This window comes from Streptomyces sp. NBC_00637, from assembly GCF_045161545.1.
GTDB lineage: Bacteria > Actinomycetota > Actinomycetes > Streptomycetales > Streptomycetaceae > Streptomyces.
The window spans coordinates 3,192,450-3,210,621 of record NZ_CP109046.1 but is presented as its reverse complement, the minus strand read 5'-3'; the positions used below and the strand labels follow the sequence as shown (position 1 = coordinate 3,210,621).

Below are 18,172 nucleotides of genomic sequence, written 5' to 3'. Positions count from 1 at the left end.
GTTTCTCTCAGTCCCTCGGTCCCGTGCGCCTAGCGGATGTTCGGGTCGAAGGTGAAGATCACCAGCGTGCCCAGCAGGATGGTGAACACCGTGGCGGTGTAGAGCAGGCCCTTCAGCCACAGCCGGGTGTTCGCGCGCTCCGCGTAGTCGTTGATGACCGTGCGCAGGCCGTTCGCCCCGTGCAGCATGGCGAGCCACAGCATCAGCAGGTCCCAGACCTGCCAGAACGGGGAGGCCCAGCGGCCGGCCACGAAGGCGAAGCCGATCTTGGAGACACCGCCGTCCAGGACGAGCTGGATCAGCAGGTGGCCCAGGACCAGGACGACCAGCACGACGCCGGACAGGCGCATGAACAGCCAGGCGGCCATCTCGAAGTTGCCGCGGGTGGACCGCGGGGTCTTCTTGGTCCGCTTGCGCGGGGGCTCGATGAAGGGCGCGGGGTTGTCCACGTCGTAGACGGGGCCGCCCTCGACGGGGCCGATTCCGGCCGCGGTGGTTTCAGTGGTGGCCATCGGTCTCAGCTCCCGAACAGTTCACGAACGGCGTGGCCGAGCACGGGGTAGATCGCCCCGAGCATCAGCAGCAGCCACAGGCCGACGACACTCCAGAGCATCTGCTTCTGGTAGCGCGGGCCCTTCGACCAGAAGTCGACGGCGATGACGCGCAGGCCGTTGAGCGCGTGGAAGAGGATCGCGGCGACGAGGCCGTACTCCAGCAGCGCCACGACCGGCGTCTTGTAGGTGGCTACGACCTTGTCGTAGTCCTCGGGGGAGACACGCACGAGGGCGGTGTCCAGCACGTGAACGAACAGGAAGAAGAAGATGAGGACGCCGGTGACTCGATGAGCCACCCAGGACCACATTCCTTCCCGGCCGCGGTACAGCGTTCCAGCCGGCACGGAAGAACCCTCCGGGAGCGGGGATTGGGGCCTGCCGGCTTGGGGTGTCGGACGGGCCCGGCCGGGTACGGTCCACCGGCCCCCAGCATCGTAGCCAGCCATGGGCGCTCGGCTTACAGGGGGCCTACCGGTGTGATCAAACTGGCACGCGTATGGGTGAGCGTCGGCGGCATCCGGGGTGGGTTGCACCGGTATGTGCCATCGGGGGATCCGCGGCGGCGGCTCGCGCCCGAGGGCGGAGCGGGGAGGTCAGAGCCCCGTGCCCCGGACCGAGGCCACCAGTCGCTGCCTGGCCAGGCGGCGCAGCTCCTCGGCCGCGACCACCCGCTCGTCCTCCGGATCGTTTGTCAATCGTGACCGGATGCCTTCCAGGACACGGTCCAGTGCCTCGTCCACCGGGACACCGTCGAGGCAGATGACGAACGCGTGTCCGAATCGGGCCTCGTAGGCCGCGTGGGCCGCGTCCAGTGCCATGTACGCCGCTCCGTACGCGTCCTCCGGCAGGCCGGCCAGGGACTCCGCGGCCAGGGCCTCCGCCAGATCGCCCGGGCTCAGGTCGTAGGCGGCCTCGTCGGAGGCGGCCAGCAGGGCGTCGAGCGTCGGATACGGGCGGTGGTCGGCGATACGGCGGGCCCAGCGCAGGCTGCGGAGGCAGGCGAGGAGGGTGCGGTGGGCCTCGTCGTCGTCGGCGCCGTTGAAACCGTCCGGCGGCGGTGCGGGTGAGGTCCGGGTCTGCGCCGGTATGGCGAGACGGCCGGAGAGAGGGGAAAGACGGTGGGCAGGCAGCGTGGATCCTCGCGTCACGTGTGATGTGGCAGGGGATGCAGTGAAAGGTGTGTCGACACGTTATCGAGAGTGGTCAGGACGTGTCTGACCGATGCCTGAATTTCACCCGAACGAGAGAGTTTCGGAATGTGTCGTGGACTCCGTCACGCCGGGCTCGACGCGCCTCGCACGGTCGGGGGTCGTACGGTTGGCGGAGTGAGCAGGCACAGGCATCGGCGCCGGGCGCCGCAGAGGAAGCCGCACCAGCAGGTCGTGACGAGGTCGCTGCTGGCGGGCGGACTGGTCGCCGCGCTCGGTGTCGGGCTCGGCGTGTGGGCCTCGTCGGACGACGGCACCGCACCGGCCGGCTCGGCCGCCTCCCGGCAGGCCGGCGCGAGGACGCCCGGCGCGGACACCGGCGCCGCCGCCGCGCAGGCCCCCACCCCGACACCCACCCGCTCCTACGCCCTCTCCACCACCCCCCGGACCATCCCCGCCGTGGGCGCCCACACCCCGGCGCGCGGCCCGGGGTGGAAACCGCAGTCCACCCGCCGGGTGGTGGTGAGCGACGCCGGTCTCGCCGACGAGGGGCGGCTGGTCGCCGGTGAACTGGGGCTGACGTACGCCGGGGAGAAGGACGACGTACGCGCCGGGGACCTGCGGCTGGCGCTCAACGACGACGAGGGCGCGAACCCGGAGTCGTACACCATGACCGTGCGCGGCGGGCGGGTCACCATCAGCGCGCCCTCCGACGCGGGCGTGTTCTACGGCACCCGCACCCTCAAGCAGGAGGTGCACGCCGGCGGTACGGCGCCGGAGGGCGTCGTACGCGACCGGCCGGCGAAGCCGCAGCGCGGGTTCACGCTGGACATCGCGCGCAAGCACTTCACCGCGGCCTGGATCGAGGACCGGGTCCGCGAGCTCGGCGACCTGAAGTACAACCAGCTCGGCCTGCACTTCTCCGACGACCAGGCGTTCCGGATCGAGTCCACCAGCCACCCGGAGATCGTCTCGAGCCCTCACCTCACCAAGGCCGAGGTGAAGAAGATCGTCGCCCTCGCCGCGAGCCGCCACATCACCGTCGTGCCCGAGATCGACTCACCCGGGCACCTGGGCGCCGTCCTCGCCGCCCATCCCGAGCTCCAGTTGCGCAACGCGAGCGGGGTGGCCACCCGCGGGGCGATCGACATCTCCAAGGACGAGTCCGCCGACCTCCTCGACGACCTGCTGGACGAGTACGCCGACGTCTTCCCCGGCGCCTACTGGCACCTCGGCGGCGACGAGTACCAGGCCCTGACCGTGTCGAACCCGGCGGTCTCCTACCCCCAGCTCGCTTCCGCCGCGACGGCCCGGTACGGCTCCGGCGCGGGCGTCGCCGACCTCACCACCGGCTGGCTCAACGACCGCGCCGACACCGTCCGCGCCCACGACCGCACCATGCGGGTGTGGAACGACGGCTTCTTCCGCGGTACGTCGGTCAAGCCGGCCTCCGACCTCGTGGTCGCCTACTGGACCGGCAAGGAGATCGGCGCGCGGCCGCCGGTCGAGTACCTGAGCGCCGGGCTCAAGATGCTCAACTACAACGACGAGTACCTGTACTACGTCCTCGGCGAACCGAACGACTTCGTCTACCCGACCGGGAAGCGGATCTACGAGCAGTGGACCCCGAGGGTGCTGCGCGGCACGACGCCGGTCCCCGCGAAGTACGACGCCCAGATCCTCGGCGGCTCCTTCTCCGTGTGGTGCGACCTCGCGAACTCGCAGACCCAGGACCAGATCGCGGCCGGGATCCGGATGCCGCTGCGGGCCACCTCGCAGAAGCTGTGGGACGCCGGCACACCGCCGCTGACCTGGACGCAGTTCACGGCGCTGGCCGACAGGCTCGGTTGATCCCGGCCCGATTCCGGGTGGACGCACGGCGTCGGTGAACCGTATGTTCCGCGTGCCGCCGTGCGTGAGGCTCAGGGGAGAGCCGGGCGCGGCGTTCACTCACACGGACTCCGGGGGATCACCTTGCCGCGCTCACCTGTCATGCTCGCGCGCGCCGCGGCGGCCCTGCTCGGCCTCGTCATCGCCGCCGACCTGTTCGCCTGTGGGCGGATCGGCGAAACCGGCGGAACAGGTGGGCCCGGTGTGACCGGTGAAGCCGGTGGAAGTGGTGGATTCGGCGGAACCGGTGGCGCCGGCCGACTCGGCGGAGTTGGCTGAAAACCCCTGGCTGTGACACTCCTGGCCCGTCGCACGCAGTAAGGGGAAGTGTGGGCTCCGTAAGGTCGGCGCCCTGGCGAGGGAGGCGTGGATGAGCCTGGTGGGACTGATCGCACAGGCCGACGAACGCGGACTGGCCGCCAGTGGGCTGGCTTGTTTGGATCGGTGCGTTCCGCTGCTCGGGGGTGACGACGAGATCCTGCGGCCGCTGTGGGGGAGCCTCACGGAGGACTCCGAGGCCGCCGACTGGGGTGAACTGCTGGAACAGGTGCGCGGCAAGCTCGCCTCCACGGCGGAGGAGGGCGACGAGGCCGAACTCCTCGCCCGCCGCATGCTGGCCGCCGCCCCCGACGACCGCTCCGCCGCCGGGATACGCGTCTGGGCCGACGCCTGCTCCGTCGCGTCGCTCCAGATCCACCGCCTTCTCGACCCGGCCGAGGACGCCACCTCGGTCGCCTCCCGCCGGGAAGGCCGTACGGAGGGCATGCCGCCCCTCGCCGCCGCCGAACTGCGCCGCCAGGTCACCGTCCTGGAGGTGCTCGCCGGCCATGGCGCGGGCGGACTGCGCCGGGCCCTGGAAGTGTCCACGGAGGGCCGCCGGGTGCTGCGCGCGGTGGTGTCACGGCGGGCTCGTGGACGTAAGTGAGCGGAGTGCGGGGGAGGTGGGTCGGTCCTGCACCGGTCCCGGGGAGGCCCCGGAAATGAGTGACGCCACCCGCGCCGACGTCGCTCTTCCTGATGTGACGCGTAGGACGAACGACCAGACCGACCGGACCGACCGGGCCGACCGAGCCGGACCGCCGCCCCGCCCCTCCGCCGCCGCGAAACCCGTGCGCTGGGCGGCGGAGGCGGTGGCCGCCGTGCCCGACGCCGTCCGGCCCCACCTCGACCACTCGGCGCCGAGCCTGTGGCGCGTCGACCGCATGATCGAGGAGCTACGCCGGGCGGCCCCGCCGTACGACGCCGTGGCGAACGTGCTGCGCGGGCTGGGCGCCTACGCCGGCGAGGTCATCGTCCGGCAGACCGGCGCCGAGTGGTGGGGCTCCGGCGGCGATCACTGGGTCCGCACCCCCGACGGCCGTCTCTGGGAGCCCCTCGACGAGGCCCGCCGCTGCTTCGGCGGCCACGGTTCGCTGCGGCTGCTGTGCCGGGACGCGATGCGCGGGAGGCGGTAGCGCCGGCGGAGCGGGCCCCGTGGGCGCCGTGCCCGCCACCCCTGGGACGGCCCCTGGTTGCCGGGTTCCGGAAGGGAGGAGCGGTCCCCGACTGCCGGTCCCGCCCGCTGCCCGTCCGCTCGCGGCCGACGCAGACTGCGGTATCGGAGAGGCCGGGGGGAGACGCACGATGACCGCGACGACCGCGACAAGCGCGACGAGTGGGGCGAGCCGGGCGAGAACGGCCGGTGCGGGCGCGTTGCTGATCATGGCGGCGCTGGCCTCGGCGTCGGCCTGCTGGCTCGTCTTCGCCCGGTGGCTGCCCTCCGACCTGGAGCGGTACGAGGACTACCGGTCGGCCGCGCTGGGCGCGGCCAGGCTGCTCGGCGGTCGGGGCGTGAGCCCCGCTCCGGCGCCTGGGTGACGGGGGCGGAGGCGGGGCGGGAAGGGTGACGCGGCCCCGGGGGTGGATTCGTCCGCTGTGACACTTCCGCGGGGTCCGGCGCTGAGGAGCGTGGGGGCGTGACCGTGTCCGGACCCGGAGTCCGGCGGGGGAGTCGCGCGCCGAACCGAGTCCGCACGAACGAGGATTGTCTTGGGCCAGGGAGGGGAACCCCGGCGCGCGCAGGCGTACGACGGGGAGTTGGGCGCGGCCGTGACGCGGGCCCAGGACGGCGACGAGGCCGCGTTCGCCGTGGCGTACCGGCTGGTGCAGCCCGGACTGCTCGGCTACCTGCGCGGGATCGTCGGCGAGGACGCCGAGGACGTGGCCTCCGACGCCTGGCTGGAGATCGCCCGCGACCTCGGGCGGTTCAAGGGCGACGGCGCCGGATTCCGCGGCTGGACCGCGACCATCGCCCGGCACCGGGCCCTCGACCATCTGCGCCGGCTGCGGGTCCGTCCCCGGCCGGCGGTACTGGACCAGGACGTCGTCCTCGACCTGGCCGGCCCGCACAGCACCCACGACGAGGCGCTGGAGTCGCTGTCCACCGAGCACGCCCTGGAACTGGTCCGCGGGCTGCCGCGCGACCAGGCCGAGGCGGTGCTGCTGCGGGTGGTCGTGGGACTCGACGGGCCCGCCGCGGCCCGCGTCCTCGGCAAGCGCCCCGGCGCCATCCGTACGGCCGCCCACCGGGGCCTGAAGCGGCTGGCCCGCCGGCTCGGCACCGCGGCCGAGGGCGAAGGTGTGACGGATGGCGGCCCCCGAACGCTGGGGGAGTCGACATGAACGGCGAGCGCTGCGGACCGTATGGATCAGTGGCGGGCCCGACCACCAGGTCGAACGGCCTGACCGGACGGACGGGACAGAGGCGGAAACGGACATGGGTGAACGGCTGAACGACGGCGCGGGCCACAGCCGTCGGCGCGCACACCCCGCGGACGCCGCCGACGACGGACCGGAGGCCGCGGCGGCCACGCTGGAGGCGCTGCTCGGCCGAGCCCTGCGCGACCGGAGCGAGCACGGAGTGCGCGGGTTCGGCGAGGGTGAGCGCCGGGCGGTCGCCGCCTTCCGGGCGGCCCGGGACGCGGGCGCCCACCAGGCCCGGACCCGGCGCCGGGACGACTGGCGGCCCAGGGTCCGACGGCACACGGCCCGCTCGCTGCGGGCCACGCTCTCCGTCCTGGTCGCCGGCCTCACACTCGGCGGGGTCGCGTTCGCCGCCGTGGCGACCTCCACGGACGGCGCCGCCGAGGGCGCGGGGCACCCCGAGCCCCCGGTGACCGCGTCCGGGGCCCGGTCCGACGCCACCGTCCCGGTGAGCCCGCGGCCGGCCGCCTCCGCCGACCGGGACCGGCCCGTGAACGCCGACGACACCGCCGCGCACTGCCGTGCCTACGAGAAGGTCGGGGGACGCGGCCAGGCGATGGACTCCACCGCCTGGCGACGGCTCGCGACGGCGGCCGGCGGCGAGAAGAACGTCCTGGCGTACTGCGCGGCGCAGGCGGCGGCGTCGGCAGGGGCAGCCGCGTCGGCATCGGCAGGGGACGGGCCGAAACCCGCCAAGACCCCGAAGGCCGCCGGGACCCGGAAGGCCGCCGGGACCCCGGAAGCGGCCGGGACTCCGAAGATCGCGAAGACACCCGCGGCCGGGAGGACACCCGAGGCCGGGAAGAGCGCCGAGGCCGCCGAGAGCGGGGCCAAGGGGCGGTAACCGGTTGCCGCCAAAGCAACGGCCGAGGCCGCCACCCCCCACAGGAGAGGCCCCGGCCGTCGCGCGGCACGGGCCGCGCGGCGGCCCGTACTCCCTACAGCGCCATGAGTGCGTTTTCTGTCACACCCCGGGCACGCCCGCTCGCGTCACGAGTTAGTTGCATGTTCTACGGACATGGACGTGCGGCTGTTTCAGGTCGTAACGTGCCTTTCGCGCCGGACGGCCAGCGGCAGACCACCGCAACGACCTGCGGTCCAGAAAACCGCGAATTATCGACCGAGGAACCACGACGTGGGGGACGACGCGGAGCTGACAGCCGCGGTGCTCGCGGCACAGAACGGGGACGAGACCGCGTTCCGGACTGTGTACCGCACGGTGCACCCGCGGCTGCTCGGGTACGTACGCACGCTCGTCGGCGACCTCGACGCCGAGGACGTGTCCTCCGAGGCCTGGCTCCAGATAGCCCGGGACCTGGAGCGGTTCAGCGGCGACGCGGACCGCTTCCGCGGCTGGGCCGCCCGGATCGCCCGCAACCGCGCGCTGGACCACATACGCATGCGTGGCCGGCGCCCGGCCACGGTCACCGACGAGACCGAACTGACCGGCCGGCCCGCCGAGTCCGACACCGCGGGCGAGGCCATGGAGGCGCTGGACACCGGCCGCACGCTGAGGCTCATAGCCCGGCTGCCGCAGGACCAGGCCGAGGCCGTCGTGCTGCGGGTCGTCATGGGCCTGGACGCCAAGACGGCCGCCGACACGCTCGGCAAACGGCCCGGTGCCGTACGCACGGCCGCGCACCGGGGGCTGAAGAAGCTCGCGGAGCTGCTCGGCGAGGACGCGGAGACGGGCGGCGCCCTCGACGCCCTGCCGACCCAGCGAGAACCGCGCTCGCGCGCGGTGACGTCCGCTGGTGTGACGCATACGCGCGCGCGGACGCAGAGGGACATGTGATGGCCGACAAGCAGAACAGGTGGCTCGACCGAAAAACGGCGGAGCGTCTGCTGCGCGGTGAGTCACCCGACAACGCTGTCGACGCCAGGTCCCGGGCAGCGGCCGAGCGGCTCGCCCGCACCCTGGACGCGCTCTCCGCGCAGGCCGCCGAGCCCCTGCCCGCCGACGAGGAACTCCCCGGCGAGGCCGCGGCGCTGGCCGCCTTCCGCAAGGCCCACGCGGACCGCGCCGACCTCGCCGGCCCCGCCGGTGCCGCCGTTCTCGGCGCGGATCCCGATGCGCACGCCGCCGACGCGGGACTGGTGCGCATCGGCGGCCGGGTCCCGGAAGCCGGGCGTCCGACCCGGTGGAGCCGGCCCGTACGGCTGGGGCTGGCCGCCGCGCTCGCCGTCGGCACGGTGGGCGGGGTGGCCGCGGCGACCGGCGTCCTGCCGGCCCCGTTCGACGGCGCCGAACCCGCCCGTCCCCTGGCCTCCGTGTCGGCCCCCGCGGCCCCGGACGAGAGCTCGCCCGCCGCGCCGAAGCCGGACGCCTCGGGCGGTGACGAGGACCCGGCGACGACGGACGGCGGCACGGGCGCCCCCGGCCGCGAGGACACCGGGAACGGCCGGACGGACGGCGCCCCCTCGGCCACCCCGGACGCCCCCGGCACCTGGCCGGCCGGCGTGACCTCCTCCTGCCGCGACCTGAGTGCCGGCCGCACCCTGGACGCCGAGCGCCGCCAGACCCTGGAGCACCTCGCGGGCGGCCCGACGCACGTGCCGACGTACTGCGCGGGCGTCCTCGGCGGTGGCGGCGGAAGCTCCCGAGCCGACGACCGCGCCCCGAACGGCACCGCCGGCCAGGACGGCGGGAAGAACCAGAGCGACCGCGGGGGCCGCGGCGGCGCCACGGGCGGCAAACCCGGTTCGGGCGACAAGGGCGGTTCCGACGACGACGACGGCGACGGGGGCCGAGACCGTGACGGCGATCGCGATCGCCACCGGGGCCGTGGCGGCGCCGGTGGCCGGGGCGGTGACGGCGGCGGTCACGGCCGTGGCGGCTCCGGCCACTCCGGCCACTCCGGCCACGCGGGTCGCTAGGGCCGGCCTGACTGAAGATCGTCCTCTCGACGTCGCTGACCTGCGGTTTCGTTGACCGTCTCGCCGGTCTTCCAAGTTTTTTCGCGAGAGGTGTGACGTTTTCGGCGGCCGGAGCGCAGTAACAAGTGAGCCGACTGGTCATCGGCCCTTGCACAGAGCCGGGGTTCCCCCCGTACTTCCGGCTCGTGCGCTCGGCGCGGGCGGGACACGTTCCCCCGGTCCCGCTCGCGCCTCGAACCTCTCCCCGCGCTCACCAGGACACGACGACCTTGTCGCCGTTCCTCACCTGCGCGAAGAGACTCGCGATCGCCGTCTCGTCCCGCACGTTGACGCATCCGTGCGAGGCACCCGCGTAGCCGCGGGCGGCGAAGTCCGACGAGTAGTGCACCGCCTGTCCGCCGCTGAAGAACATCGCGTACGGCATCGGTGAGTGGTAGAGCGTGGACACATGGTCGCGGGACTTCCAGTAGACGTGGAACACACCCTCCCGGGTGGGCGTGTACTGCGAGCCGAAGCGGACCGACACCGTCGTCCGGGTCCGGCCGTCGACCATCCAGCGCAGGGTCCTGCTCGTCTTGTCGATGCACAGCACCCGCCCGGACAGACACCGGGGATCGGGCGCGGCGGCCGGCCGGCCGCCCATCGGGTACAGCTCCCACTCCCCGGGTTCGTGCGTCATCCCCAGCAGCCGCTGCCAGGTGACGGCGTCCGTCCGCCCGGTCGCCGGCAGCCCGCGCTTGCCCTGGAAGCCCTTCACGGCCTGCTCGGTGCGTTCGCCGTACGTTCCCGTGGGCCCCTCGAAGAGCCAGGCGACCTGACGCAGCCGGGCCTGGAGCTCGCGGACGGCCCGCCCCGCGTCCCCCCGGGACCACAGGACCGCGGGAGTCGGGGCGCTCGTGGCCGCAGCACCCGGTCTGTCGTCGGTGGTGGTCCGGGCCGGGGCCGACGCCGAGGCCCTTCCCGAGGCCGTCCCGCCGACGTCGGCGGGCACGGGCGAACGCGCCCCTCCGTCCGTGTCCGGGGCCTGCACGCTACAGCCGCACACCGTCACCAGAGCCGCCGTGCCGGCCAGGACGGCGATCGATCTCCGCATCCGCATGCCTGAGATGTTCCCCCCGGATGACTCCTCGCGAACGGAGCGGCATGGTGGTGAGCGAAGCCGTCGGCATTCTGTGAGGAAGGTCAAAGCGCGCCCTTCTGCACCGGGCGCGCGGGCGCCGATACAGTCCGTCGGAAGGCCGGACGGTACTGGCGAGTAACCGGCGAGTGACTCGGAAACGGGAGGCATCACACCCATGGCGCGTGAGTCGGAGTCCGGACTGCCCATCGAGCCGGTGTACGGGCCGCAGGACCTGGCGGGCTGGGACCCGGCCGAGCAGCTGGGCGAGCCGGGCCGGTACCCCTTCACCCGGGGCGTCTACCCGTCGATGTACACCGGCCGCCCCTGGACCATGCGCCAGTACGCGGGCTTCGGTACGGCGGTGGAGTCCAACGCCCGCTACCAGCAGCTGATCGCCAACGGCACGATGGGCCTGTCGGTCGCCTTCGACCTGCCCACCCAGATGGGCCACGACTCCGACGCCCCGATCGCGAGCGGCGAGGTCGGCAAGGTGGGCGTGGCCATCGACTCGGTCGACGACATGCGGGTGCTGTTCGGCGGGATCCCGCTGGACAAGGTGTCGACGTCGATGACGATCAACGCCCCGGCGGCCCTGCTGCTGCTCATGTACCAGCTGGTCGGCGAGGAGCAGGGCGTCCCGGCCGACCGGCTCACGGGCACGATCCAGAACGACGTGCTCAAGGAGTACATCGCGCGCGGCACGTACATCTTCCCGCCGAAGCCCTCGCTGCGGCTGATCGCCGACATCTTCAAGTACTGCAAGGCCGAGATCCCGAAGTGGAACACGATCTCGATCTCCGGCTACCACATGGCGGAAGCGGGCGCGTCCCCCGCGCAGGAGATCGCCTTCACCCTGGCGGACGGTATCGAGTACGTCCGTACGGCGGTCGCGGCCGGCATGGACGTGGACGACTTCGCGCCCCGCCTGTCCTTCTTCTTCGTGGCCCGTACGACGATCCTCGAGGAGGTCGCCAAGTTCCGCGCCGCGCGCCGGATCTGGGCGCGGGTGATGCGGGAGGAGTTCGGCGCGAAGAACCCCAAGTCGTTGATGCTCCGCTTCCACACGCAGACGGCCGGCGTCCAGCTGACGGCCCAGCAGCCTGAGGTGAACCTGGTCCGGGTCGCCGTCCAGGGCCTGGCCGCGGTGCTCGGTGGCACCCAGTCCCTGCACACGAACTCCTTCGACGAGGCGATCGCGCTGCCCACGGACAAGAGCGCGCGCCTCGCCCTGCGCACCCAGCAGGTACTGGCCTACGAGACGGACGTGACCGCGACCGTCGACCCCTTCGCGGGCTCCTACGTCGTCGAGAAGATGACCGACGACGTCGAGGCGGCGGCCGTCGAGCTGATGCGCAAGGTCGAGGACCTCGGCGGCGCCGTCGCCGCCATCGAGCACGGCTTCCAGAAGTCCGAGATCGAGCGTTCGGCCTACCGGATCGCCCAGGAGACCGACTCCGGCGAGCGGGTCGTGGTCGGCGTCAACCGCTACCAGCTCGACGCGGAGGAGCCCTACGAGCCGCTCCGCGTCGACCCGGCCATCGAGGCCCAGCAGGCCGAACGCCTCGCGAAGCTGCGGGCGGGACGCGACCAGGCCGCGGTGGACGGCGCCCTGGACGCCCTGAAGAAGGCCGCCGAGGGCGAGGACAACGTCCTCTACCCGATGAAGGACGCGCTGCGGGCCCGGGCGACGGTGGGCGAGGTGTGCAACGCCCTCCGGGGGGTGTGGGGGACGTACGTGCCGTCGGACGCCTTCTGAGCCATGGCTCTCCGGATCGCCGTCGACACCCTCCTCGACGGCGACGGCTAGACGAGGCCGAACCGCGCGCGGTAGGCCCCGAGCCCTTCCTCCGTCTCGCCCGCCCAGCCCACGTAGCCGTCCGGGCGGACCAGGAACACGCCGTCCTCCAGGGTCAGCAGGGTCCAGTCCGGGCCCCTGAGCCGGTCGAAGAGGCGGACGCCGTCGACCGTCAGGTCCGGAAAGCGGTCGCCGGCGGAGAGCGGACCGGGGTGCTGCCTCGTCTCCTCGCTCAGTGACGAGTGCCGGTAGTGCAGGCCGAGTTGCCGGGTCGCCGCACCCCGCCTCGTCTCCCCTCGCAGGATCGCGGTGGACAGGCCGAGTACGTGCTCGGCGACGGGGCGGCGCTCCTCCTCGTAGGTGTCCAGCAGGGCTTCCGGGGCCCGTCCGCTCAGCACCGCGCCCAGCTTCCAGCCCAGGTTGTACGCGTCCTGGACGCTGGTGTTCAGGCCCTGGCCGCCGGCCGGGGAGTGCACGTGCGCCGCGTCGCCGGCCAGGAAGATCCGTCCCTCGCGGAAGCGGTCCGCCAGGGCGGCGCGCGGGCGGAAGTCGGACGTCCACAGGACGTCCGTCACCGCCTCGGGCGCGAGGTGGGTGCGCTCGGCGACCAGCTTGCGGATGGCGTCCGGTGACAGATCCGGGTCCGTTTCCCCGGAGAGCCGCGCCACCAGCTGGAAATGGTCCGTGCCGGCCAGCGGGCACAGCGCCAGGAACCCCGAGTCCGGTCCGCTCGGCGGGAACAGATGCCACCACGTCCGGTCCAGCTCCGGGATCCGCACGTCCGCCACCAGGGCCCGGTCGGGGTCGAGCGTCTCGCCGGTCATCGTGATGCCCAGCGCGCGGCGCACCGCCGAGCGGCCGCCGTCCGCGGCGACGGCGTACCGGGCGCGGACCGGCTCGCCGGAGGCGAAGTGCGCCGTCACCCCCTGTGTGTCCTGTGCGAGCCGCACGACCTCGCGGCCGAAGGCCACGGTTGCGCCCAGTTCCGTCAGCCGTGCCAGCAGGATCTCCTGGTTGCGCCACTGCGGGACCATCCAGGGGACGGTGAAGCGGCAGCCCTCCTCGCCGTCCTCCATCGGGTCGAACATCGCGTGCTCGCCGGCCTGCACGCCGTCCGCCCAGACCATGCCCACCGGGTACGCGCCACCGGCGGCGAGGATCTCGTCGAGGACGCCGAGATCCTCGTACACCTCCATCGTGCGCGGCTGGAGGCCCTTGCCGCGTGAACCGGGGGCGAGGGTCTCGCCCCGTTCCACCACCAGCGCGTCCACTCCGCGCCGGGCCAGGTCGATGCCGAGGGCGAGACCGGTGGGGCCCGCGCCGACGATCAGGACGTCCACGTCCATATCCATACAACTCTCCTTAACGCTGTTAAGTGCCGTTGACCACGAGCATGGCCTTAACGGCGTTAAGCTGTCAAGCGTGAGTACCGAACGGCGTGCCCCCCTCGACCGCAAGCGGGTCGCGGACACCGCGCTCCGACTGCTCGACGAGGCGGGCCTCGACGGGCTGACCCTGCGTGCCATCGCCAGGGAGCTGGACGTCAAGGCGCCCGCCCTCTACTGGCACTTCAAGGACAAACAGGCCCTGCTGGACGAGATGGCGACCGAGATGTACCGGCGGATGGTCGCGGACATCGTGTTCGACCCCGCCGACACCTGGCAGGACCGGACGCGCAAGGCCAACCACGGGCTGCGCGCGGCCCTGCTCGCCCACCGTGACGGCGCGAAGGTCTTCAGCGGCTCGCGCTTCACCGGCACCGACCACGCCGTGCAGATGGAGGAGAACCTGCGCCTGTTCACGGCCGCCGGCTTCACCCTCGCCGACGCCGTACGCGCCTCGTCGACCGCGTACTCGTTCACCATCGGGTTCGTCACCGAGGAGCAGGGCGTGCAGCCGCTGCCGGGCGAGCGGCGCGAGGGGTTCGACCTGGCGGAACGCGCCCGACTGCTCGCCGGGTTCCCGCTGTCGGCCAGGGCGGGCGCGGAGATCTTCGACGACTACGACCGGCAGTTCGGGGAGGGTCTGGAGATCGTCGTGGCCGGAATCGCCGCGCGGTACGGGGCCCCGTAGCCGAACGCGGCCGGCCGGGCCGGGATACGGGCGGGAACGTCTGTCGATTCGGCGCATTGCACCACTCATCGCCCGTGCACCTTCGAGTCGGTGTACGTCAACGACGGCTCCGCCGACGGCACGCCGCTCATCCTGGAAGACATCGCGAAGAACGGGGTGTCGAAAAGGAACAGGGGCCGGCTCACCCGTTCTTCATTGGGCCTTTCCCGACCCGATCCGGATGTCACATCGAATTCACCTGGGTGTCGGCGACGATACATACGGAAGCCGATCCTGCTTTCTTAGGATCACTTGACTTTCCGCTGAGAATCCAGGTGCGCACACGTGGCCAACACACCGACCCTGTCCGTCATCGTTCCCTGTTTCAACATCGAGTCGTATTTGCCCGAGACCGTGACCAGCCTGGTCAACAATGCCCGGGACGACTTCGAGTTCCTTTTCGTCGAGGACAGATCCACCAAGGACAGGACCTACGAAGCGCTCCTCGCCCTGACGAAGCGGCTCGGGAACAGCCGGGTGATCCGACACGAGCGGAACGGCGGACTGGCCACCGCGAGGAACACCGGCATCGACGTCGCGGAAGGCCGCTACCTCACTTTCCTCGACGGCGACGACTGGTTGGCGCCCGGCTATCTGGCCCAACTGGTCGACGTCGTCCAGCGGTTCGACGTCGACTTCGTCCGCACCGACCATGTGCAGGTCACCGGCCTCGAGCGGGCCGTGCACCGGGCGCCCGAGGGCCGCCGCCACACCCCGCTCGACCCGCGCTCCTCGATCCTCCCCGTCGACGACACCACGATGGTCGACTACCCGTACGCGTGGGCCGGCGTCTACCACCGTCGCCTCCTCGACCGGGGCATGCTCCGCTTCCACGACGGGCTGCGCACCGCCGAGGACCGGCCGTGGATCTGGGACCTGCACCGCAGGGCGCACTCCTACGTCGTCGCCGGCCTGCACGGGGTCTTCTACCGCCGGGGCGTCGCCACCTCGCTCACCCAGATCGGCGACGTGCGCCAGCTGGACTTCTTCCGCTCCTTCGACCTCGTCCTCGCCGAGCTCGCCGACGATCCCGAGGCGGACCGGCTGCGCGGGAAGGCGCTGCGCAACTTCTGCGTCGTCATCGCCCACCAGCTGATCGACCGGCGCCGGTTCGAGCGCGGTGTGGCCGCGAGGCTGAAGCGGCTGGCCGCCGAGGCGCTGGGCGCGATGGGCGAGGAGGAGCTGAGCGAGGCCGTGGTGGGAATGGGCGAGGAACGCGTCCAGGTGCTGCGCCGGATCCGCGGCGGTATGAAGGGTGTGGCGGCGTGATCCAGATATTCTGCTCGGCCACCCAGTACGCGGCCGCGACCGTCACCGCCGCGATCCGCGCCGGCCGGTTCGGCCCGCGCGAGGGCGTCCGGCGCGTCCTCGTCGTCAGCAACACCGCCGCCGCGCCGGAGGTCGGCACCCCGCTGGACCGGATGGCCGGCTTCGAGAAGCTGCGCCCCGAGTTCGACCAGGTGCACTCGTGGAACGAGTTCATCTCCCCGCACCACCCGGCCGGCTGGTCGCCGCGCGCCCAGGACACCCGGCTGTGGGAGAAGGCCGTACGCCTCGCCTGGGACCTCGGTGAGGATCCGGTCGAGATCGCCTGCGAGTCCATCCAGGCCAACCCCTCCCGCGCGATCGCCGACATCTTCGCGGACAGCCCGATCCACGTCTACGCGGACGGCCTGATGAGCTACGGCCCGACCCGCAACCGCATCCCGCACGGCATGAGCAGCCGCATCACACGCGTGCTCCACCTCGACCTGGTGCCCGGCCTGCGGCCGATGCTCCTGTCCGAGTACGGCGTGCGGCCCGAGGCCGTGCCGGACGAGGCCATGGTCGACGTCCTCGCGCAGATCGGCGAGTCCGGCGCCGGCCTCCTCGCCGAGCGGCTTCCGGCCGACCACCGCGCCACCGCCGTACTCCTCGGCCAGTACCTCTCCGCGATCGGCCTGATCACCCAGGACGAGGAGGAGCGGCTGCACGTCCGCATGCTGCGGGCCGCCGCCCGCGCGGGCCACGAGAACGTGCTGTTCAAGCCGCACCCGAGCGCGCCCGCCGTCTACGGCGAGTCCCTGGAGGCGGCCGCCGGGGAACTCGGCGTGCGGCTCACCGTGCTCGACGAACCGATCCTCGCCGAAACGGTCTTCGCCTTCCTGAAGCCGAAACTCGTCATCGGCTGCTTCTCCACGGCTCTGATGACCGCCGCCGCCTTCTACGGCATTCCCGTCGCCCGGGTCGGCACCGAGCTGCTCCTGGAACGCATCACGCCGTACGAGAACAGCAACCGCGTCCCGCTCACCATCATCGACGTGGCGCTGCCCGACGCCGAACACGAGGAGCTCGGCGCCCCGCTCGAACTCGCGCGCGCCGCCGAGGAGCTGACGCCCCTGATCCGGGCCGTCGGGTACTGCATGCAGTCCCGCAAGTACCACGGCCTGCGCGCGGAGGCGGCCGCCTGGCTCGCCGCGAACATCGCCGAACCGTCGCCGTACCAGCGCTACTTCAAGCGCCGCCGCCTCACGAGCCTGCGTCTGCCGGGCGGCGCCCCGATCCGCGCGGAGGCGCTGCGTCGCCACCCGGCGGTACGGCGCGCGGTACGGCGGCTGCGGCAGACGCCGCGTCAGCCGGGAGGGTGAGGGGTGAGGGATGAGGGGGTGAGCGGGAGGCGCAGCGGCCCCGCTCACCCCCTCGGGGGCGCGGGGCTCCGCGCGGTCGGCCTCCACCGGGCCCTCGGACTACTCCGGCGCCCTCCGCGCGGCGGCGAGCGCCCGCTTCAGCCGGGGCCCGACCGGCTTCTCCACGAACCGGTGGAGAAGCCAGGCGATCCCGAGCATGGACAGCACCGTCGTGCCGAACGTCAGCCACGGGTTCAGGCCGAAGTCGCGGTACAGCACCCGGATGAAGAACCAGCCCAGGTGCTCGTGGATCAGGTAGAAGGGGTAGGTCAGCGCCCCGGCCACCGTCAGCCAGCGCCAGTTCGCCCGGCTCGTCCAGCCCAGGGCCACCGCGGCGACGGCGACGAAGGCGACGAGGATGATCAGCTCGACGACATACGGGCTGCGGTGGAACTGGCCCTGCGGTCCGGGGTGCCACAGCGCCGTGACCGAGTAGCGCTGGCCGAGCAGGAAGCTGAAGCCCACGATGCCCCACAGCAGCAGGTCGTTGCCGAACCGGTGGATCAGGTAGAAGGCCAGGCCGCCGATGAAGTACGGGGCGTGGTCACGCATCACCAGCTCGTCGGTCAGCGGGTTGTCGGCGACCCGGGCGAAGACGCCGGCCAGCGTCCACAGGCAGCAGAACATCACCACCCGGCGGTAGGTGACGCCCCGCCAGACCACGAACAGCGCGAACAGGGCGTAGAACCGCACCTCCACCCAGAGCGTCCAGTCCACCCCCAGCACCCGGGGCACCCCCATCGGCTGCTGGAGCATGGTGAGGTTGGTGAGGATCTCGTCCGGGCGCAGCGGCCCGGCCACCACCGGCAGCACCAGACCCGCCGCGGTGACCAGGACGATCGCCGCCCAGTACGCGGGGTACAGCCGGGCGACCCGGGAGCGGAAGAAGTCTCCGATGCTCCGCCCCCAGCTGCTCATGCAGATGACGAATCCGCTGATCAGGAAGAAGAACTGCACGCCCAGGCTGCCGTAGGTGGCGAACTGGGACAGCGTCGGGAACTTCTGGCCGGGGGACTGGTGCCAGGACTGCGCGACCTCGCCGTTCTTGCCGGCGTAGTGGTAGAAGCAGACCATCAGGGCCGCCAGCAGACGCAGCCCGTCCAGGGCGCGCAGCCGGCTCTCCGCCCGGGGCCGGACCGGGGCCCGGTCGGGGATGAGAAGGTCAAGCCGGAGTGCTGAGGTCGGGGCCGGGGCCGGGGCCGCCGCCTGGTCAGCCGCGCTCATCCTGGGACCTTCCGTGGGAGTCGTGAGAGGTGTTCGGTCGTGTG

The 18,172-nt window shown here is 72.4% G+C and carries 18 protein-coding genes; 12 read left to right on the top strand and 6 right to left on the bottom strand.

Annotated elements, in window-relative coordinates:
* Positions 1–29: 29 nt before the first annotated feature.
* The 3 genes from OG440_RS13750 to OG440_RS13740 form a co-directional block, all read right to left on the bottom strand.
* Positions 30–512 carry a succinate dehydrogenase hydrophobic membrane anchor subunit gene (locus tag OG440_RS13750; RefSeq protein ID WP_406007136.1) on the bottom strand — a complete coding sequence of 161 codons (483 nt, stop codon included), beginning with the start codon at positions 510–512 and terminating at the stop codon, positions 30–32.
* Positions 513–517: 5 nt separating this feature from the next.
* Positions 518–898, bottom strand: coding sequence for a succinate dehydrogenase, cytochrome b556 subunit (gene sdhC, locus OG440_RS13745; RefSeq protein ID WP_406007135.1), 381 nt, complete (start codon positions 896–898; stop codon positions 518–520).
* A gap of 249 nt (positions 899–1,147) precedes the next feature.
* A complete protein-coding gene (locus tag OG440_RS13740; RefSeq protein WP_406007134.1) occupies positions 1,148–1,702 on the bottom strand; it encodes a 2-oxo-4-hydroxy-4-carboxy-5-ureidoimidazoline decarboxylase in 555 nt (184 codons plus the stop codon).
* Between the two features lie 108 nt (positions 1,703–1,810).
* Between OG440_RS13740 and OG440_RS13735 the strand changes: the two genes are divergently transcribed.
* From OG440_RS13735 to OG440_RS13700, 8 genes are all read left to right on the top strand, one after another.
* Entirely contained in the window at positions 1,811–3,553 is a 1,743-nt protein-coding gene (locus OG440_RS13735) for a beta-N-acetylhexosaminidase (protein WP_406007133.1), read from the top strand.
* Positions 3,554–3,962: 409 nt separating this feature from the next.
* On the top strand, positions 3,963–4,517 hold the full coding sequence (locus tag OG440_RS13730) for a hypothetical protein (protein WP_406007132.1): 555 nt from the start codon (positions 3,963–3,965) through the stop codon (positions 4,515–4,517).
* Between the two features lie 55 nt (positions 4,518–4,572).
* Positions 4,573–5,046, top strand: a complete 474-nt coding sequence (locus tag OG440_RS13725) for a hypothetical protein (RefSeq protein ID WP_406007131.1) — start codon at positions 4,573–4,575, stop codon at positions 5,044–5,046.
* Positions 5,047–5,215: 169 nt separating this feature from the next.
* Complete coding sequence (locus OG440_RS13720; RefSeq protein WP_406007130.1) at positions 5,216–5,449, top strand: hypothetical protein; 234 nt, start codon at positions 5,216–5,218, stop codon at positions 5,447–5,449.
* A 171-nt stretch (positions 5,450–5,620) separates the two neighbouring features.
* On the top strand, positions 5,621–6,253 hold the full coding sequence (locus OG440_RS13715; protein WP_406007129.1) for an RNA polymerase sigma factor: 633 nt from the start codon (positions 5,621–5,623) through the stop codon (positions 6,251–6,253).
* A 94-nt stretch (positions 6,254–6,347) separates the two neighbouring features.
* Entirely contained in the window at positions 6,348–7,178 is an 831-nt protein-coding gene (locus OG440_RS13710) for a hypothetical protein (RefSeq protein ID WP_406007128.1), read from the top strand.
* A gap of 291 nt (positions 7,179–7,469) precedes the next feature.
* Positions 7,470–8,129, top strand: a complete 660-nt coding sequence (locus OG440_RS13705; protein ID WP_406007127.1) for an RNA polymerase sigma factor — start codon at positions 7,470–7,472, stop codon at positions 8,127–8,129.
* Positions 8,129–9,211, top strand: coding sequence for a hypothetical protein (locus tag OG440_RS13700; RefSeq protein WP_406007126.1), 1,083 nt, complete (start codon positions 8,129–8,131; stop codon positions 9,209–9,211). The genes OG440_RS13705 and OG440_RS13700 overlap by 1 nt, the downstream gene beginning before the upstream one ends.
* Positions 9,212–9,461: 250 nt before the next feature.
* Here the strand turns inward: OG440_RS13700 and OG440_RS13695 are convergent, their stop codons facing one another.
* Entirely contained in the window at positions 9,462–10,310 is an 849-nt protein-coding gene (locus OG440_RS13695) for a L,D-transpeptidase family protein (RefSeq protein WP_406007125.1), read from the bottom strand.
* 196 nt (positions 10,311–10,506) lie between these two features.
* On the opposite strand from OG440_RS13695, the gene OG440_RS13690 reads away from it, so the two are divergent.
* Positions 10,507–12,087, top strand: coding sequence for a methylmalonyl-CoA mutase (locus OG440_RS13690; RefSeq protein WP_406007124.1), 1,581 nt, complete (start codon positions 10,507–10,509; stop codon positions 12,085–12,087).
* A gap of 47 nt (positions 12,088–12,134) precedes the next feature.
* Here the strand turns inward: OG440_RS13690 and OG440_RS13685 are convergent, their stop codons facing one another.
* Positions 12,135–13,472: an FAD-dependent monooxygenase gene (locus tag OG440_RS13685; protein WP_406011349.1), complete on the bottom strand. Its 1,338-nt coding sequence runs from the start codon at positions 13,470–13,472 to the stop codon at positions 12,135–12,137.
* A gap of 76 nt (positions 13,473–13,548) precedes the next feature.
* Between OG440_RS13685 and OG440_RS13680 the strand changes: the two genes are divergently transcribed.
* The 3 genes from OG440_RS13680 (at position 13,549) to OG440_RS13670 (ending at position 16,865) form a co-directional block, all read left to right on the top strand.
* The gene (locus tag OG440_RS13680; RefSeq protein WP_406007123.1) at positions 13,549–14,199 is read left to right on the top strand and encodes a TetR/AcrR family transcriptional regulator C-terminal domain-containing protein; all 651 of its coding nucleotides are present in this window, start codon (positions 13,549–13,551) and stop codon (positions 14,197–14,199) included.
* Between the two features lie 324 nt (positions 14,200–14,523).
* Complete coding sequence (locus OG440_RS13675; RefSeq protein ID WP_406007122.1) at positions 14,524–15,507, top strand: glycosyltransferase family 2 protein; 984 nt, start codon at positions 14,524–14,526, stop codon at positions 15,505–15,507.
* Positions 15,504–16,865, top strand: a complete 1,362-nt coding sequence (locus OG440_RS13670; RefSeq protein ID WP_406007121.1) for a polysialyltransferase family glycosyltransferase — start codon at positions 15,504–15,506, stop codon at positions 16,863–16,865. Before OG440_RS13675 ends, OG440_RS13670 begins: the two co-directional genes overlap by 4 nt.
* Positions 16,866–16,964: 99 nt before the next feature.
* On the opposite strand, the gene OG440_RS13665 is transcribed toward OG440_RS13670, so the two are convergent.
* The gene (locus tag OG440_RS13665) at positions 16,965–18,128 is read right to left on the bottom strand and encodes an acyltransferase family protein (RefSeq protein ID WP_406007120.1); all 1,164 of its coding nucleotides are present in this window, start codon (positions 18,126–18,128) and stop codon (positions 16,965–16,967) included.
* Positions 18,129–18,172 lie beyond the last annotated feature (44 nt).

Coding starts and splice junctions, on each gene's coding strand:
- OG440_RS13750 (WP_406007136.1), bottom strand. CDS start 512: ATGGCCACCACTGAAACCACCGCGGCCGGAATCGGCCCCGTCGAGGGC.
- OG440_RS13700 (WP_406007126.1), top strand. CDS start 8,129: ATGGCCGACAAGCAGAACAGGTGGCTCGACCGAAAAACGGCGGAGCGT.
- OG440_RS13695 (WP_406007125.1), bottom strand. CDS start 10,310: ATGCGGATGCGGAGATCGATCGCCGTCCTGGCCGGCACGGCGGCTCTG.
- OG440_RS13725 (WP_406007131.1), top strand. CDS start 4,573: ATGAGTGACGCCACCCGCGCCGACGTCGCTCTTCCTGATGTGACGCGT.
- OG440_RS13665 (WP_406007120.1), bottom strand. CDS start 18,128: ATGAGCGCGGCTGACCAGGCGGCGGCCCCGGCCCCGGCCCCGACCTCA.
- OG440_RS13720 (WP_406007130.1), top strand. CDS start 5,216: ATGACCGCGACGACCGCGACAAGCGCGACGAGTGGGGCGAGCCGGGCG.
- OG440_RS13710 (WP_406007128.1), top strand. CDS start 6,348: ATGGGTGAACGGCTGAACGACGGCGCGGGCCACAGCCGTCGGCGCGCA.
- OG440_RS13685 (WP_406011349.1), bottom strand. CDS start 13,472: ATGGACGTGGACGTCCTGATCGTCGGCGCGGGCCCCACCGGTCTCGCC.
- OG440_RS13690 (WP_406007124.1), top strand. CDS start 10,507: ATGGCGCGTGAGTCGGAGTCCGGACTGCCCATCGAGCCGGTGTACGGG.
- OG440_RS13735 (WP_406007133.1), top strand. CDS start 1,811: ATGTGTCGTGGACTCCGTCACGCCGGGCTCGACGCGCCTCGCACGGTC.
- OG440_RS13730 (WP_406007132.1), top strand. CDS start 3,963: ATGAGCCTGGTGGGACTGATCGCACAGGCCGACGAACGCGGACTGGCC.